Below are 17,155 nucleotides of genomic sequence, written 5' to 3'. Positions count from 1 at the left end.
GAGGTTTTTCAATAGTTTCAAAACAATGTCTATCAAAGGAAAAACTACATCGCTGGTTACACTTTGCGTCGGACTGTTGCGATTGGCCGCTGGCGAGAGTTTGGCGTGGCGGGGTAAATTGACTGTCCCAGAGGTATTGATTGGTGAGCAATCGGCATACTCTGTATGTTGAAGCCATTTTCAATTGCACCAACCTACGCGGATGCGTAGGTTTTTTTTTGCCTGCCGTATAGTATTCTTCCTCAGACAATTTTTAAGGCCATCAACCCCGAGGGAGAGTGGGATGATATATACCGTGTTACGTGCACTGTTTCGCCTGTTGTTTCGTGTTCGTGTCGAAGGCGACGCCAAGCATTTTGAGCAGCAGAAACTGCTGATCACCCCGAATCACGTTTCTTTCATGGATGGCGCGCTGCTGGCGTTGTTCTTACCGATCAAACCGGTGTTTGCCGTTTACTCCAGCATTTCCGAACGTTGGTTTATGCGCTGGTTGAAGCCTTATATCGATTTTGTGCCACTGGATCCCACCAAACCGATGGCCATCAAGCATCTGGTGCGCATGGTTGAACAGGGCAGGCCGATCGTGGTATTCCCGGAAGGGCGCATTACGGTGACCGGTTCATTGATGAAGGTCTACGACGGGGCGGCCTTTATCGCCGCCAAATCTGGCGCCACCATCGTGCCGGTACGTATCGATGGCCCGGAGTTCAGCGTGTTTGGCCGTATGGCCGGGGTGTATAAACTCCGCGCCTTCCCACAGACCACCATCAGCATTCTGCCACCAACCACTTTACCGATGCCAGACGCGCCAAAAGCCAGTCAACGCCGGCAGTTGGCCGGTGACAGGCTGCATCAGATCATGATGCAGGCGCGCATGGATACCCTCAAACCGCAAACCCTGTTCGGCGCGCTGTTGGCCGCACAGCATCGTTATGGGCGCTTCAAGCCCTGCATCGAAGACATAGGTTTCAAGGAAGACAGCTATCATACGCTGCTTAAAAAATCGCTGGGCGTCAGCCGCATCCTGGAGCGCTTTACCGCGCCGAAAGAGCATGTTGGCCTGCTGTTGCCCAATGCCACTATTACCGCTGCCGCCATCTTTGGCGCTTCATTGCGGGGCCGTATTCCGGCGATGCTCAATTACACCGCCGGTGTGAACGGGCTGAAAAGCGCGATGACCGCGGCCACCATTAAAACCATCGTCACCTCGCGCCAGTTCCTGGAAAAGGGCAAGTTGACTCACCTGCCAGAGCAGGTGCCGGAAGCCAATTGGGTTTATCTGGAAGATTTGAAAGATACCGTCACCCGCGACGATAAGCTGTGGATCCTGCGTCACCTGTTCCAGCCACAAAAGGCCATGGTGCCGCAGCAGCCAGAAGATGCGGCGCTGATCCTGTTTACCTCCGGCTCGGAAGGCCATCCGAAGGGCGTGGTGCATTCCCATGCCAGCCTGTTGGCGAACGTGGAGCAGATCCGAACCATTGCGGATTTCACCCCGCGCGATCGCTTTATGTCCTCGCTGCCGCTGTTCCACTCTTTCGGCCTGACGGTTGGGTTGATCACCCCGTTGATGACTGGTAGCCGGGTATTCCTCTACCCAAGCCCACTGCATTATCGCGTGGTGCCGGAATTGGTCTATGACCGTAACTGCACCGTGCTGTTTGGGACAGCGACCTTCCTCAACAACTACGCCCGTTTCGCCCATCCTTACGATTTTGCCCGCCTGCGCTATGTGGTGGCCGGTGCCGAGAAGCTGGCCGAAAGCACCAAACAGATTTATCAGGACAAATACGGCATCCGCATTTTAGAAGGCTACGGCGTCACTGAGTGTGCTCCGGTAGTGTCGATCAACGTGCCTCTGGCGGCCAAAGTTGGCACCGTAGGCCGCATTATGCCGCAGATGGAAGCACGTTTGATTAAGATGGCCGGGATCGATAACGGTGGCCGTCTGCAATTGAAAGGCCCGAACATCATGAAGGGCTACCTGCGGGTTGAACGCCCAGGCGAACTGGAAACTCCGGCAGCCGAGGACGAAAACGGCGTGTTGCAAGCTGGCTGGTACGATACCGGTGATATTGTCAGCTTCGACGAACAGGGCTATTGCACCATTCGTGGCCGCGTGAAGCGCTTTGCCAAACTGGCGGGGGAAATGATCTCGCTGGAGAGCGTGGAACAGTTGGCCGTGCGCCTGTCGCCGGAAGGGCTGCATGCGGCCACGGTGAAAAGCGACAGCAGCAAAGGCGAAGCGCTGGTGTTGTTCACCAACGACGCCAGCATTACCCGTGATAGCTTGCTGCGGGTGGCTCGTGAGCAGGGCACCCCGGAGCTGGCGGTGCCGCGTGATATTCGCCTGGTGAAGGCGTTGCCGTTACTGGGCAGCGGCAAACCGGATTTCGTTACTTTGCGCCAAATGGCTGAACAGCCGGAGAAGGCATCATGAATGCAACTGATTCCCCACTGCTGTCACGTTCGATGATCGCGGTGATCTGTGCCCAGTTTCTCTCGGCCTTCGGCGATAACGCATTGCTGTTTGCTACCCTGGCGCTGATCAAACAGCAAATGTACCCCGATTGGAGCCAACCGATACTGCAAATGGCCTTCGTGGCCACCTATATCATCCTGGCTCCGTTTGTGGGCCAAATCGCCGACAGCTTCTCCAAAGGCCGGGTGATGATGGTCGCTAACGGTTTGAAGCTGGCCGGTGCGCTGGTGATCTGCTTTGGGCTGAACCCGTTCCTGGGCTATACCCTGGTCGGCATCGGGGCGGCGGCTTATTCACCGGCGAAGTACGGCATCCTGGGTGAGATCACCAGCGGCGATAAGCTGGTGAAGGCCAATGGGCTGATGGAAGCTTCCACCATTGCCGCCATCCTGGTGGGCTCGGTAGCCGGTGGCCTGCTGGCAGACTGGCATATTGTAGCTGCACTGGCGGTGTGTGCCGTGGTTTACGGCGCGGCGGTCGTTGCCAACCTGTACATCCCGCGCTTGCCTGTTGCCCATAAGGTGGCCTCCTGGCACCCACGCGTCATGGGGAGCACTTTCTTCAACGCTTGCGTGGTGCTGTGGCGCGATGGGCAAACCCGTTTCTCACTGATTGGTACCAGCCTGTTCTGGGGCGCTGGGGTTACCCTGCGCTTCCTGCTGGTGCTGTGGGTGCCGGTGGCGCTGGGCATTAGCGATAACGCCACGCCAACCATGCTCAACGCGATGGTGGCAATAGGTATCGTGGTCGGGGCCGGGGCGGCAGCACGCTTTGTGACGCTGGAAACGGTTAAGCGTTGTATGCCTGCCGGGATCCTGATCGGCATCGCCGTAGCCTTCTTTGCCGTGCAAACCAGCATGCTGAATGCTTATGGCGTGCTGCTGGTGATTGGTGTGCTGGGTGGTTTCTTTGTGGTGCCGCTGAATGCGCTGTTGCAAGAGCGGGGCAAACGCTCCGTTGGGGCGGGGAATGCTATTGCGGTACAGAACCTGGGTGAAAATACCGCCATGCTGCTGATGCTTGGCCTCTACTCTTTGGTGGTCAAATTAGGTGTGCCGGTGATCGGCGTCGGGATCGGTTTTGGCGTCGTGTTCGGCCTTGCCATCACCGTCCTGTGGATATCTCAATTCCGCTCCAAAGCCTAACGGTTTGATACATAGGGGCACAGCATGCTGTGCCCCTATAGTCTTTATGGTGCTGGAATGGTGAAGCGGCTGTGGATCTCTTCCAGAGCCTGCAACACTTCCTCGTTCAACACCACGTCAAAACTGTCGATATTTATCTTCAACTGCTCCAGCGTGGTGGCACCCAGCAAGGTGCTGGCAACGAACGGCTGCTGGCGCACGAATGCCAATGCCATCTGTGAAGGGTCCAGACCGTGCTTTTTCGCCAGCGCCACGTATTCGGCGATCGCCGCCTGGCTCTGGGCTGAAGAGTAGCGGGTAAAGCGGCTGAACAGTGTGTTGCGTGCCCCGGCCGGTTTGGCACCGTTGAGGTATTTGCCGGACAGCGTACCGAAGGCCAGGCTGGAATAGGCTAACAGTTCGATACCCTCATGTTGGCTGATCTCCGCCAGACCAATCTCAAAGCTGCGGTTTAACAGGCTGTAGGGGTTCTGGATCGAGACGATACGCGGTAGTTCGTGTTTTTCTGCCAGTTGCAGGTAGCGCATCACGCCCCAAGGGGTTTCGTTAGAGACGCCGATATAGCGAATTTTGCCGGCCCGGACCTGCTCGGTTAACGCTTCCAGAGTTTCCAACAGCGGGATGGTGGCCTTCTCATCGGTGTACTGATAATTGAGCTTGCCGAAACAGTTGGTGGTGCGCTGCGGCCAGTGTAGCTGGTACAGATCCAGATAATCGGTGTTTAACCGTTTCAGGCTGGCATCCAGGGCAGCGCGGATATTTTTGCGATCTAACGCCTGCTGTGGGCGGATCCCAGCGTCATTACCCCGGATCGGCCCGGAGACCTTGCTTGCCAGCACGATTTTATCGCGGTTGCCGCGCGCTTTGATCCAACTGCCAATGTATTGCTCTGTCAGCCCCTGGGTTTCCGGGCGCGGTGGCACTGGATACATCTCTGCGGTATCAATCAGGTTGATGCCAGCGGCTAATGCATAATCCAGCTGTGCGTGGGCATCGGCTTCGCTGTTTTGTTCGCCAAAGGTCATGGTGCCCAGTCCCAGCACGCTCACTTCTAAAGAACTGTGGGGAATACGGTGGTATTGCATTAACGGCCTTCCTTCAATGTTAGCGCTTACGGGCGTGATGCCCGGTAAAACAGCAGCCAGAGATCCAACGGCGTAACACGCCTTACTTGACTATAACCAAGCTAAGAAGATGGTGAAAGTGGAATATAACAGCCGAGGGCAGGGCTAATCCCCTGATTGATAATCCGTCAGGGGTCAGGAAGATGCGGGGGCTGGGATTAACGCTCGATAACCTGCGAGACCTGATCGCCGTTAATCTGACGCTGCTTGCCTTGCTCGTCCTGATAGCTGATCAGGCCGGTATCCTTATCGATTTTAGGCTTACCCTGCGTGAGGATCATATTGCCATCTTTGGTGGCCATCACATAGTCGCTGGAACAGCCTGCTAATCCGGCGACCATCATCAGGGCGGAAATAGCCATTACCCACTTTTTCATGCCGAACACCTTATATACCTAGAATAATTGTCCTAATAGAGTAGCAAACTCTGCCAAAGATGGCTTTCGGACGTATCCCATCTGTGTAAGGAGAAATGACGGTGAAATCAGGATGCGCAGGGCTAATCAAAGCGTAAAGTGCCTGGCCAGCAGCGCCCGGGTGAAGTTTTTCTTCAGATAGAAGCCGCGCGGCAAGGTGAGGATCGGTTGGCCCTGTTCGCCGGTGGCTTCGGTCAGTGCCTTGTTGTTGGCCGCTTTTGGCCGCAGCTGTAGCACTTCGCCATGGCGGGCAGTGATCCGCTCAACCTGGCCGAGCACGATAAGATCCATCAGCTCTTCCCAATCCCGGCGCAGCATCTCGGTTTCTTCCTGATTGGGCTGCCACAGCAGCGGGGAACCTACGCGGCGCTGTGCCAATGGGATTTGTCGTTCACCCTCCACCGGGATCCACAGCACGCGTGCCAGTTTGTGGCGTACGTGGCTGCTTTCCCAAGTGACGCCGCTATTGCCTGTCAGCGGGGCTACGCAGACGAAAGTGGTTTCCAGCGGGTTACCGGCGGCGTCGACCGGGATGGTTTTCAACTCAATGCCCAGCTCTGGGAAATCCTGTTCAGGCTTGCTGCCCGCCATGGCACCCAGATAGAGCTCCAGCAGCATGCCGACCCAACCTTTATCCCGTTTGAGATCCTTGGGAATGCTGACCTGCGCACGAGCTGCCAGTTCACCAAGGTTAAAGCCAGCCAGCGCCTGGGCACGGGCTAATAATTGCTGCTCGTTTTCTGGCGGCAGCGGGGATAAACACGCCATAAATCAGACCTATGCATTATGGTTAAAAAATGTACCGAATTTACTCACAGCCTTAAAAGGGAAAAGCAGGCTGGGGAAAACAACAATAGTAGCATGATTTTGCATGACTTTTTGGCTACCCCATCGCGGTAGAAAAATTTCATCGCGGGGTTGTGCACCTGTAGCCACCGACAATAAACAGGATCTTACACCTATTTATCCACAGATTTCTGGGATAACCCAACTTTTTGCCGATCACTGGTTTGATTTACAGCCTTGACGCGGGGCATTTTTTACGAATTTGGCGGTTTTATAGGTCACTGGGTATAATAATCTGTGGATAAAATCCGCATTGGTGGATCTTTCGCCAGAGAAAGATCCAAAGCGTGCATAGATCACATTTTTACCCTGTTCATAACTGTGTTTAAGTCATTATTGCATTGTATTTAAAGGAATAATAAAAAATTAAAAATATGGCGAATTTTAAGTTCAATTGAGTTTTCCCGGCTTATCCCTAGAGTTCTTCACACACCTATCCACAGAAAAAGTGAATAAAACCGCCCTCCAACCTCGTTACATGTTTATAACTTTGCCATTATCTGTGAGTTATCCCAATGTTATCCGAGCGACGGCGCTGCAAAGCAGTGGTTTACCGCCTGTGGCTTGTGTGAAACAATCAGGTTATCAATACGAATTTATGCTTATCGAGGTAGTCCGGTGATCGATGATGATGGCTACCGCCCGAATGTTGGTATCGTAATCTGTAATCGTCAGGGGCAGGTCCTATGGGCCCGCCGTTACGGTCAGCACTCCTGGCAGTTTCCCCAAGGGGGAATAAACCCTGGCGAAACGCCTGAGCAGGCGATGTACCGTGAGCTGTTCGAAGAAGTGGGGCTGAGTAAAAAGGATGTGCGTATCCTGGCCTCAACCCGCAACTGGTTGCGCTATAAATTGCCAAAACGTTTGGTGCGTTGGGACACAAAGCCGGTTTGTATCGGCCAAAAGCAGAAATGGTTTCTGCTGCAGTTAATGTGCAATGACGCGGATATCAACATGCAGCGCAGCAGTACGCCGGAGTTTGACGGCTGGCGCTGGGTGAGCTTCTGGTATCCGGTGCGCCAGGTGGTGTCGTTTAAACGCGACGTGTACCGCCGGGTTATGAAAGAGTTTGCCGCAACCGTCATGCCTATGCAGGAACTGGCAGCGCAGCGGCAGCCTCCTGCTTATCGCCGAAAGAGAGGTTAAGTCAAACCGACTATGCTCACGCGCTTGCGAGAAATTGTTGAGAAAGTGGCCGCGGCGGCCAGTCTGACAGATGCGCTGGATCTTTTGGTCAATGAAACCTGTCTGGCGATGGACACCGAAGTTTGCTCCATCTATCTGGCAGACAACGACCGCCGCTGTTATTACCTGATGGCGACGCGCGGGTTGAAAAAGCCCCGTGGGCGAACTATCGCCCTGGCCTTTGACGAAGGCATCGTCGGCCTGGTCGGGCGGCGGGCAGAGCCGATCAACCTGGCGGATGCCCAAAGCCATCCCAGCTTCAAATATATTCCGCAGGTCAAAGAGGATCGTTTCCGATCCTTCCTTGGCGTGCCGATCATTCATCGCCGCCAGTTGCTTGGCGTGTTGGTGGTGCAGCAACGTGAACTGCGCCAGTTTGACGAAAGCGAAGAATCCTTCATGGTTACCCTGGCCACCCAAATGGCCGGGATCCTCTCGTTATCACAGCTAAACGCCATTTTTGGCCAGTATCGCCAGACCCGCATTCGGGCGCTGGCTGCGGCTCCTGGCGTGGCAGTGGCGGAGGGGTGGTTAGATAGCAGCCAACCTTCACTTGATCAGGTGTATAAAGCCTCCACGCTGGATACCGTCAGCGAGCGTGAACGCCTGACACAGGCGTTGGAAGAGGCTGGGGCAGAGTTCCGCCGCTTCAGTAAGCGTTTTAGCGCCAGCTCGCAAAAAGAGAGCGCGGCGATCTTCGATCTCTATTCCCACCTGCTCAACGATGCTCGTCTCAAACGTGAACTGTACGCGGAGATCGATGCCGGTTCGGTAGCCGAGTGGGCGGTAAAACAGGTGATTGAAGCCTTCGCTGCCCAGTTTGCGACCTTGCAAGATACCTATATGCGCGAGCGTGCCAGCGACCTGCGTGCGCTTGGCCAACGTCTGCTCTTCCACCTCGACGATACCACCCAAGGGGCCAGCCAATGGCCAGCCCGATTTGTGCTGGTCGCCGATGAGCTGACGGCAACCCTGTTGGCCGAAGTGCCGCAGGATCGCCTGGCTGGCGTGGTAGTGCGGGACGGTGCCGCCAACTCCCATGCCGCGATCCTGGTGCGGGCCATGGGCGTGCCAACGGTGATGGGGGCGGACATCCAGCCTGCGCTGTTGGCCCAGCGAATGCTGATTGTTGATGGCTATCGCGGCGAGCTGCTGGTCGATCCGGAACCGGTGCTGGTGAAGGAATACCAACGTCTGATCAGCGAAGAGCAGGAGCTCAGCAAGCTGGCAGAAGACGACGTTGAACAGCCCGCAGAGCTGAAAAGCGGTGAGCGGATCCAGGTGATGCTGAACGCCGGCCTTAGCCCGGAACATGAACAACTGCTGGGTGCGCGCGTGGACGGCGTTGGCCTGTACCGCACCGAGATCCCGTTCATGCTGCAAAGCGGCTTCCCGTCGGAAGAGGAGCAGGTGGCGCAATATCAGGGCATGCTGCAACTCTTCTATCCGCACAAGCCGGTGACGCTGCGTACGCTGGATATCGGCGCTGATAAACAGTTGCCCTACATGCCGATCAGCGAGGAAAACCCGTGCCTCGGTTGGCGGGGGATCCGTATTACGCTGGATCAGCCAGAAATCTTCCTGATCCAGGTGCGCGCCATGCTGCGTGCCAATGCGGGAACCGGCAATCTGGGGATCCTGTTGCCGATGATCACCAGCCTGGAAGAGATCGACGAGGCCAAGCGCCTGATCGATCGCGCCGGGCGAGAAGTGGAAGAGATGCTGGGGTACGACATTCCCAAGCCGCGGATTGGCGTCATGCTGGAAGTGCCGTCGATGATCTTCCTGATCCCTTATCTGGCGACACGCGTCGATTTTGTCTCGGTAGGAACCAACGATTTAACCCAGTATCTGCTGGCGGTGGATCGTAATAATACCCGCGTTGCTTCGTTGTACGACAGCCTGCATCCAGCCATGTTGCAGGTGCTGAAATTGATCATCGATCAGGGGACTGCGGCCGGGCTGCATGTCAGCCTGTGCGGTGAACTGGCGGGAGACCCGATGGGTGCTCTGCTGCTGGTGGGTATGGGTTACCGCAATTTGAGCATGAACGGGCGCAGCGTCGCACGGATCAAATATCTGTTGCGCCATATCGAACTTGAAGACGCGCAAGGATTGGCCAAGCGGGTATTGAGTGCCCAGATGACCACCGAGGTTCGCCACCAGGTAGCGGCGTTTATGGAACGGCGTGGCATGGGGGGGCTGATCCGCGGTGGCCGTTGATTAGGCGTTGTCCAGCCCGTTAAGCGTTGACCTATTTTTTTACAGAACTTTTCCCTGCCGGCAAGCCCGGACGTGGTTAAGCCTATGTTATGATGCGCCATCTCAATGCGGTGCTCCCGTTGCACGGGCTTTGCACCGCGTTTGGCACCTGCCGCCCCCGCTTGGGGATGAATAACAGACATATTGTGGTGATAGATGAGCACTAGCTATCTGGCGTTTCCAAAATTTGATCCGGTGATTTTCTCTATCGGCCCGGTCTCTTTGCACTGGTACGGTTTGATGTACCTGGTTGGCTTTGTTTTTGCCATGTGGTTGGCGGTACGCCGCGCGAACAAGCCCGGCAGCGGTTGGACCAAAGACGAAGTGGAAAACATGCTGTATGCCGGTTTCCTTGGGGTCTTTATCGGTGGCCGTGTCGGTTACGTGCTGTTCTACAACCTGCCGCTGTTCCTGGATAACCCGCTCTACCTGTTCAAAGTCTGGGATGGCGGAATGTCATTCCACGGCGGCCTGATTGGCGTGATCGCGGTGATGCTGTGGTTTGCCCGCCGCACCAAGCGTAACTTCTTCCAGGTTTCTGATTTTATTGCCCCACTGATCCCGTTTGGTCTGGGCGCTGGCCGCCTGGGTAACTTTATCAACGGTGAGCTGTGGGGGCGTGTCACTACCGATACACCTTGGGCGATGCTGTTCCCAAGCTCGCGTCCGGAAGATATCGCTATCGCTGCCGCCAATCCTCAACTGCTACCGCTGCTCAACGAATATGGCGTGTTGCCACGTCATCCGTCGCAGCTGTATGAAATGGTGCTGGAAGGCATCGTGCTGTTTATCATTCTGAACCTGTTCATCCGCAAACCTCGTCCGATGGGGGCCGTTTCGGGCCTGTTCCTGATTGGCTATGGCACGTTCCGTATTATCGTCGAGGCGTTCCGCCAGCCGGATGCCCAGCTTGGCCTGTTTGACGGGGTGATCAGCATGGGGCAAATCCTGTCCGTGCCGATGGTGCTCGCCGGTATTATTATGATGATCTGGGCGTATCGTCGTCGTCCACAGCAACAACAGTCGTGAGGAAAAATGAAACAGTATCTGGATTTGATGAACAAAGTGCTCGCCGAGGGCACCCCTAAAGCCGACCGTACCGGCACTGGCACGTTGTCGATTTTCGGCCACCAGATGCGTTTCAACCTGCAGGAAGGTTTCCCGTTGGTGACCACCAAGAAATGCCACCTGCGGTCGATCATTCATGAGCTGCTGTGGTTCCTGAACGGCGATACCAACGTGGCGTATCTGCGCGAAAACAACGTCAGCATCTGGGACGAATGGGCTGATGAAAACGGCGATCTTGGCCCGGTCTATGGCAAGCAATGGCGTGCCTGGGGCGCGGCAGATGGTCGCGAGATTGACCAGCTAAGCACCGTGTTGCAACAGCTGAAACAGGATCCGGATTCTCGCCGTATTATTGTTTCTGCGTGGAACGTGGGTGAGCTGGATAAGATGGCTCTGGCACCGTGCCATGCCTTCTTCCAGTTCTATGTGGCGGACGGCAAACTCTCTTGCCAGCTGTATCAGCGCTCGTGCGACGTGTTCCTCGGCCTGCCGTTCAATATTGCCAGCTATGCGTTGCTGGTGCATATGATGGCGCAACAGTGCGATCTGGAAGTGGGCGATTTTGTCTGGACCGGTGGTGATACCCATCTTTACAGCAACCACATGGAGCAGACGCAGCTGCAATTAACCCGCGAGCCGCGTGCGTTGCCGAAGCTGGTGATCAAACGCAAGCCAGCCTCGCTGTTTGATTATCGTTTTGAAGACTTTGAGATTGAAGGCTACGATCCGCACCCGCCGATCAAGGCTCCTGTCGCTATCTGATTTGCTGAGGGCCGTATCCGGCCCTCTTTCTTACGCCTACTGAAAGTAGGCGCGCCGCATGCTGCGCTCGTGCTGCATTGCCAAAAATGCGAAGCCGTACTCAACTTCCCCCAGCTTGTTACCTGCTAACTAAAAATTCTGCGTATCATTTGCCAGCCTGAGAAAAGGTGCCTTTCATCGTGCCTCTGGCTGATTACACTCGCCGTATGAACCGATATAAAAATAGCCCCGAACACCAGCAAGGCCTGACGCTGATCGAACTGATGATCGTGATGGTGCTGGCGGGGATGCTGACCTCTTGGGGGGTTAGCCAGTGGCATCATTATCAACAGGCGCTACGGCTTGAGCAGACCGCCCAGCAACTGCTGGCATTCTTAACGCGCTTACAGGCCGATGCCAACTGGCATAACCGCAACGCGTTATTGTGGTTTCGGCCTGGGAAAATCTGGTGCATAGGCAGCGGCCCGCAGGTGGCACCTTGTAGTGCATTGGCGGACCGGGTCTTTACCCCAGAACACCTGGATGTGGAGTTACAAGGTTATACCCAAAAGGAGATGGGATTTTATGGGGTGCGCAACAATGCGCAGGCCGGGCATATCCTGCTGGGCAATCCGGCTGGCCGCATACGTCTGGTGCTGTCTGCCAAAGGTCGGCTGCGGCTGTGCAGCGAAGAAACTGCTATCCGGAGCCTGCCCTTATGCGAACCTTAGAACAAGGCTTTACCCTGCCGGAGGTGCTGCTGGCGATGACATTCGGCAGCCTGATTGCATTGGCGGCGGCGAAAACCTTACCGATACTGCGTCAGCAGACGGTTGATGTAGGCCGTCATTATCGGTTGGAGCTGGTGTTACGCCAGCTGGCTTTCGGGATTGAAAAGGATCTGCGCCGCAGCGGATTTTGTGCCGGGCAGTGTCAGGGGCGCTCGTTGCTGATTGGCCATGCAGCGGGGGAAGCGCCGGGCAGCTGTGTGATCGTAGCCTACGATCTTAACCGCAATGGCAACTGGGACAGCGGTGGCGATGCCGAGTATTTTGGTTACCGCCTGCGGGCTGGCGGGCTGGAGGGGCAAAGCGGCGTGACCCAGTGCCAGGGCAGCGGCTGGGAACGCTTGCTGGATCAGGAAGAGGTACGGATTGAGTCTTTTTCTGTCAGCCAGATCGCAGGGCGCGATGGCAAGTCCTTGATGTTGTTTACCCTAAGGGGCCGCTCAACGGTGCGGGCAAATATAGAACGCCGCCTGGAGTGGGCGGTTAGCATGGAGGCACCCTAGAGATGGATATGCAGCAGGGGGGCAGCACGTTGGCTGCGGTGATGTTGTTGCTGGTGATGGGGCTGATGCTGCTCACCGCCCAGCAGCGGCAATTGGACAGTGCGCTACTGCTGGCCGTCGATCAGCAGCGCTATCTGCGGGCTTACAACCAGGCGGCTTCGGCCCTAAGCTGGGGGCTGACGCAACCGTGGCCACGGGAGTCTCTGCAGGCGAGCCACTGGTCCTGTCAGCAGATTAGCAGCGAGGCTTTGCAAGCCTGCGCCCGGCTATCGGCCCGTACCGGTCTGGTAATGGTGCGTGGGGCTGGAGATGTTGCGGGAGCGGAGCCCTTGTGGCTATACCAACTGGCTACACAGCAAGGCGGGGCTGGTGGCCACCTGCTGAAAGCGCAAAAAGGCGGCTGGCTGGATTTCTGTCCGGAAAAGCGGGAAAGCGACTGTGCTGAATAAACCAGCTGGCCGGCGAAGTCAGCGGGGCTTCAGCCTGCCCGAAGTGTTGATCGCGGCATTGTTGTTCGCCGTCTCGCTGCTAGGGCTGTTACACTATCAGCAGGTGCTGTTGCAGGCATTTCAACGGCAGTGGCAATATCGACAGGCCTTGTCGCTGGCGCACCAACAGCTGGAAATATTCAGTGCCGGTGCCGAAATAAGCCATGCCATATCGCTACCGCCTAATTGGCACTACCAAGTCGAAACCCGCCAAGCGCAAGGCTCATGCCTGCGGCGTACGGTGAAGATACAAACGCCGCTGCACCAACAGATTGAACTCAGCCGCTGGTATTGTGGGCAGTAGAACGGGGTGTTGTGCCACCTCAGACTCTTTTGGTCGAGATGTTCTCGATCGGTTCCCTCTCTCTTTGGTAGAGGGTTGGGATGAGGGGGAATTCTGTCACTAAAATTACGACCAGTAGCACGAGTGTTGTTAGACTTGCCCCGGACTCTTTTTGCCGAGGTGTTCTCGATCGGTTCCCTCTCCCTGTGGGAGAGGGTTAGGGTGAGGGGCCGTTGACTCAGTAGTCGGTAATGCCCTTTTTCGCTTCCAAGGAGCCTCATGTTTACGGTTTATCATTCCAATCAACTGGACTTGCTGAAAACGCTGACCAGCGCGCTGATAGCCAGAGAGCCTTTGGCCGATCCGTTTCAACAGGAAGTGGTGCTGGTGCAAAGCCCCGGCATGGCGCAATGGTTGCAGATGCAGCTGGCCGAGCAGTTTGGCATTGCCGCGAATATCGTTTTCCCGCTCCCGGCGACCTTTATCTGGGACATGTTCACCAAGGTATTACCCGGCATACCCAAAGAGAGCGCCTTTAGCAAAGATGCCATGACCTGGAAGCTGATGTGGCTGCTGCCAGGCATGCTGACCCGGCCCGAGTTTGCTCCTCTACAGCATTACCTGACCGATGACGCCGACAAGCGCAAGATCCACCAGCTCGCCGGGCGTGTTGCCGATCTGTTTGACCAATATCTGGTTTATCGCCCGCAGTGGCTGGAGAGTTGGCAGCGTGGGGAAACGGTAGAAGGGCTTGCAGATGCACAAAGCTGGCAAGCCCCCCTGTGGCATCGGCTAGTGGAATATACCCACGAGCTGGGTCAGCCTGAATGGCACCGTGCCAACTTATATCGCCGGTTTATTAGTACCCTGGAGAATGCCACTCAATGCCCAGCAGGGTTGCCGCCCCGGGTGTTTATCTGTGGGATTTCTGCCTTGCCGCCAATCTACCTGGAAGCGCTGCAGGCTTTGGGTAAACATATTGATATCCATCTGATGTTTACCAACCCCTGCCGCTATTACTGGGGCGACATTCAGGACTACGCCTTTCTGGCCCGTTTGCAGAGCCGCAAACGCCGCCACTATCATCAGGCACGTGAGCAAGGCCTGTTCCGTCAGCCGGAACAGGCTGCCCAACTATTTGATGCCGAGGGAGAACAACAGTTGAGTAATCCGCTGTTGGCTTCGTGGGGCAAATTGGGGCGCGATCATCTGTATTTACTGTCGCAGATGGAGGCGGTGCAGGAAGTCGATGCCTTTGTCGAGATCCCGGCAGATAGTTTGCTGCATGCCATTCAGCACGACATGCTGGAACTGGAAGATCACGCACTGATCGGCACCACGCCGGAAACTCTGGAGCGCAGTGACAATAAACGCCAGCTCGATCCGCAGGATCGCTCCATCAGTCTGCATGCCTGCCACAGCCCGCAGCGCGAAGTCGAGGTGCTGCACGATCGGTTGCTGACCATGCTGGCAGAAGATCCCCAACTTACCGCGCGCGACATCATCGTGATGGTGGCGGATATCGACAGTTACACCCCGTATATTCAGGCGGTGTTTGGCAATGCCCCCGCCGGGCGCTATCTGCCGTTTGCCATTTCCGACCGCAAGGCCAGGCAGGCGCATCCTGCGCTACAAGCCTTTATTTCCCTGCTGGATCTGCCGCAAAGCCGTTTTACCTCAGAGCAGGTACTGGCGCTGTTGGACGTGCCCGCGCTAGCGGCACGTTTCTCGATTCAGGAAGAAGGCTTAAGCCTGTTACGCCACTGGACTGGCGAATCCGGGGTACGTTGGGGGCTGGATGATGACAATGTGCGTGAGCTGGATCTGCCTGCAACCGGGCAGCATACCTGGCGGTTTGGCCTGACGCGGATGCTGCTGGGCTACGCCATGGACAGCAACGCCGGAGATTGGCAGGGCGTATTACCTTACGATGAGTCGAGTGGATTAGTAGCCGAACTGGCCGGGCAACTGGCCGATCTGCTGGCACAACTCAGCCGTTGGCGGCAAATCCTCAGTGAAGAGCGGCCGTTAGCCGAATGGTTGCCGCTGTGCCGCCAACTGCTCAATAGCTTCTTTGAGACGGACAGTGAAACGGAAGAGGCGTTGGCGCTGATCGAAGAGCAGTGGCAGAAAGTGGCCAGCTTTGGCCTGGCGGCGCGTTATCCCGATGCCGTGCCGTTGACGTTGCTGCGCGATGAACTGGCCGCACGGCTCGATCAGCAGCGTATCAGCCAGCGTTTCCTGGCTGGCCAGATCAACTTCTGTACCTTGATGCCCATGCGTTCCATTCCGTTCAAGGTGGTCTGCCTGCTGGGCATGAACGACGGTGTCTACCCCCGCACCTTGCCGCCGCTGGGGTTTGACCTGATGGCGCAGCAGATTAAGCGCGGCGATCGCAGCCGCCGTGACGATGACCGCTACCTGTTCCTGGAGGCGATCCTCTCTGCCCAGCAGCAGCTGTATATCAGCTTTATTGGCCGTTCCATTCAGGATAACAGCGAGCGCTATCCTTCCGTATTGGTCACTGAACTGTTGGAATATCTGCAGCAAAGCTATTGCCTGCCCGGCGATGAAGGGCTGGATGCAGACGGCAGCGCACGCAGGGTCGGTGAGCACTTGCTTAAACGCCATGCCCGCATGCCGTTTGCTGCGGAAAACTTCCTGCCGGGGAGCGAAGATCAAAGCTATGCGGCGGAATGGTTGGCAGCTGCCGATGGCCGTGGCGCTGCACATCCAGAATTTAATCAACCGCTGGCGGAGGAAGAGAAAACCCAGGTTTCTCTTGATGAACTGCTCCGTTTTTACCGCCATCCGATCCGTGCCTTCTTCCAGCTACGTCTTGGCGTTAACTTTATTCTGGAAGAGACCGATCTGCCGGAAGACGAGCCTTTTACGCTGGATAACCTCAGCCGCTATCAGTTCAACAGCCAATTGCTGAACACGCTGATCGAGGGGGAGGACGCAGGCAAGTTATACCAACGGGTGCGTGCATCGGGGGGATTACCTTACGGGGCTTTCGGTGAGATTTACTGGCAAAAGCAGCAGGAGGAAATGGCGGAGCTGGCCGAGCGGGTGCGTGAACAGCGCCAGGAGAATGGCAGCCTGGAGCTGGATATCGACGTGGCGGGCATGCGTATCACCGGCTGGCTGCATCAGGTACAGCAGGATGGCTTGCTGCGCTGGCGACCGGCAACGCTTTCTGCCGTAGACGGCATCTTGCTTTGGCTGGAGCACCTGGTGTATTGCTGCGTTGGCGGTAGCGGGGAAAGCCGTATGTTTGGCAGCAAGAATTCCGCCTGGCGCTTCGCTGCGCTCGCAAGCGAGGATGCCCACGCGCAGTTGGCGGAGCTGGTGGCGGGCTACCGCCGTGGCCTGTCGCAGCCGCTGATGCTGCTCAATAAAAGCGGCTGGGCCTGGTTGAGCCAATGTTATCAGGCACAAACGCAGCAGATAGACTGGGATGAAGAAGTCCAGATCAAGGCGCGTGCCAAGCTGCTGCAAGCCTGGCAGGGCGATCAGCGGATCCCGGGGGAAGGGGCAGATCCCTATACCCAGCGCGTTTTCCGCCAAATGGATAACGTTCGCCTTGAACAAATTCTCAAAGAAACAAAGCGTTACCTGCTACCCGTGGCCCGTAATAATCTTGGGTAATACCCCTCACGGTGGCACAGGTCGCAGTGGGGTGATAAAAATTTTACGCTTTTATACTCAACCATTGAGGTTAAGTCTGGTCTTACATAACGTATAGGCATATACGTTGTAGAGTGGCGTACGCTGCGCCCCCAACGATGTGGGCTATAGTGAGTTGAGTGTTTAAAACCGTA

14 protein-coding genes are annotated in these 17,155 nt (G+C 56.3%); 11 read left to right on the top strand and 3 right to left on the bottom strand.

The window, feature by feature from the left end:
* The first annotated feature begins 283 nt into the window (after window positions 1–283).
* Both aas and lplT read left to right on the top strand, forming a co-directional pair.
* Window positions 284–2,440: a bifunctional acyl-ACP--phospholipid O-acyltransferase/long-chain-fatty-acid--ACP ligase gene (aas, locus tag KGP16_RS20865; protein ID WP_223500276.1), complete on the top strand. Its 2,157-nt coding sequence runs from the start codon at window positions 284–286 to the stop codon at window positions 2,438–2,440.
* Entirely contained in the window at window positions 2,437–3,627 is a 1,191-nt protein-coding gene (gene lplT, locus KGP16_RS20860) for a lysophospholipid transporter LplT (protein ID WP_161738716.1), read from the top strand. Before aas ends, lplT begins: the two co-directional genes overlap by 4 nt.
* A 44-nt stretch (window positions 3,628–3,671) precedes the next feature.
* On the opposite strand, the gene KGP16_RS20855 is transcribed toward lplT, so the two are convergent.
* The 3 genes from KGP16_RS20855 to mutH all read right to left on the bottom strand — a co-directional run bounded on the left by KGP16_RS20855 (window position 3,672) and on the right by mutH (window position 5,935).
* Complete coding sequence (locus KGP16_RS20855) at window positions 3,672–4,712, bottom strand: NADP(H)-dependent aldo-keto reductase (protein ID WP_021179864.1); 1,041 nt, start codon at window positions 4,710–4,712, stop codon at window positions 3,672–3,674.
* A gap of 197 nt (window positions 4,713–4,909) precedes the next feature.
* Window positions 4,910–5,128 carry a YgdI/YgdR family lipoprotein gene (locus tag KGP16_RS20850; RefSeq protein WP_059201658.1) on the bottom strand — a complete coding sequence of 73 codons (219 nt, stop codon included), beginning with the start codon at window positions 5,126–5,128 and terminating at the stop codon, window positions 4,910–4,912.
* 126 nt (window positions 5,129–5,254) lie between these two features.
* Complete coding sequence (mutH, locus tag KGP16_RS20845) at window positions 5,255–5,935, bottom strand: DNA mismatch repair endonuclease MutH (RefSeq protein ID WP_021806136.1); 681 nt, start codon at window positions 5,933–5,935, stop codon at window positions 5,255–5,257.
* Window positions 5,936–6,631: 696 nt separating this feature from the next.
* Between mutH and rppH the strand changes: the two genes are divergently transcribed.
* From rppH to recC, 9 genes are all read left to right on the top strand, one after another.
* Complete coding sequence (rppH, locus tag KGP16_RS20840) at window positions 6,632–7,159, top strand: RNA pyrophosphohydrolase (protein ID WP_021179868.1); 528 nt, start codon at window positions 6,632–6,634, stop codon at window positions 7,157–7,159.
* A gap of 12 nt (window positions 7,160–7,171) precedes the next feature.
* Window positions 7,172–9,421, top strand: coding sequence for a phosphoenolpyruvate--protein phosphotransferase (ptsP, locus tag KGP16_RS20835; protein ID WP_094981685.1), 2,250 nt, complete (start codon window positions 7,172–7,174; stop codon window positions 9,419–9,421).
* A 195-nt stretch (window positions 9,422–9,616) separates the two neighbouring features.
* On the top strand, window positions 9,617–10,489 hold the full coding sequence (lgt, locus tag KGP16_RS20830; protein ID WP_202672079.1) for a prolipoprotein diacylglyceryl transferase: 873 nt from the start codon (window positions 9,617–9,619) through the stop codon (window positions 10,487–10,489).
* A 6-nt stretch (window positions 10,490–10,495) separates the two neighbouring features.
* A complete protein-coding gene (thyA, locus tag KGP16_RS20825) occupies window positions 10,496–11,290 on the top strand; it encodes a thymidylate synthase (protein WP_021179872.1) in 795 nt (264 codons plus the stop codon).
* A gap of 206 nt (window positions 11,291–11,496) precedes the next feature.
* Window positions 11,497–12,000 (top strand): prepilin peptidase-dependent protein, encoded by a 504-nt coding sequence (locus tag KGP16_RS20820; RefSeq protein ID WP_094981700.1) that lies wholly within the window; start codon window positions 11,497–11,499, stop codon window positions 11,998–12,000.
* On the top strand, window positions 11,988–12,560 hold the full coding sequence (locus KGP16_RS20815; protein WP_223500275.1) for a prepilin peptidase-dependent protein: 573 nt from the start codon (window positions 11,988–11,990) through the stop codon (window positions 12,558–12,560). The genes KGP16_RS20820 and KGP16_RS20815 overlap by 13 nt, the downstream gene beginning before the upstream one ends.
* Window positions 12,561–12,562: 2 nt before the next feature.
* Entirely contained in the window at window positions 12,563–13,009 is a 447-nt protein-coding gene (locus KGP16_RS20810; RefSeq protein WP_223500274.1) for a YgdB family protein, read from the top strand.
* Window positions 12,999–13,352, top strand: coding sequence for a prepilin-type N-terminal cleavage/methylation domain-containing protein (locus KGP16_RS20805; RefSeq protein ID WP_223500273.1), 354 nt, complete (start codon window positions 12,999–13,001; stop codon window positions 13,350–13,352). The genes KGP16_RS20810 and KGP16_RS20805 overlap by 11 nt, the downstream gene beginning before the upstream one ends.
* Window positions 13,353–13,610: 258 nt before the next feature.
* The gene (recC, locus tag KGP16_RS20800; RefSeq protein ID WP_223500271.1) at window positions 13,611–16,982 is read left to right on the top strand and encodes an exodeoxyribonuclease V subunit gamma; all 3,372 of its coding nucleotides are present in this window, start codon (window positions 13,611–13,613) and stop codon (window positions 16,980–16,982) included.
* Window positions 16,983–17,155: the final 173 nt, after the last annotated feature.

This window comes from Serratia sp. JSRIV006, assembly GCF_019968685.1.
GTDB lineage: Bacteria > Pseudomonadota > Gammaproteobacteria > Enterobacterales > Enterobacteriaceae > Chania > Chania fonticola_B.
Note: the sequence above shows the minus strand (reverse complement) of the source record. Positions and strands in the feature narration are given on the sequence as shown.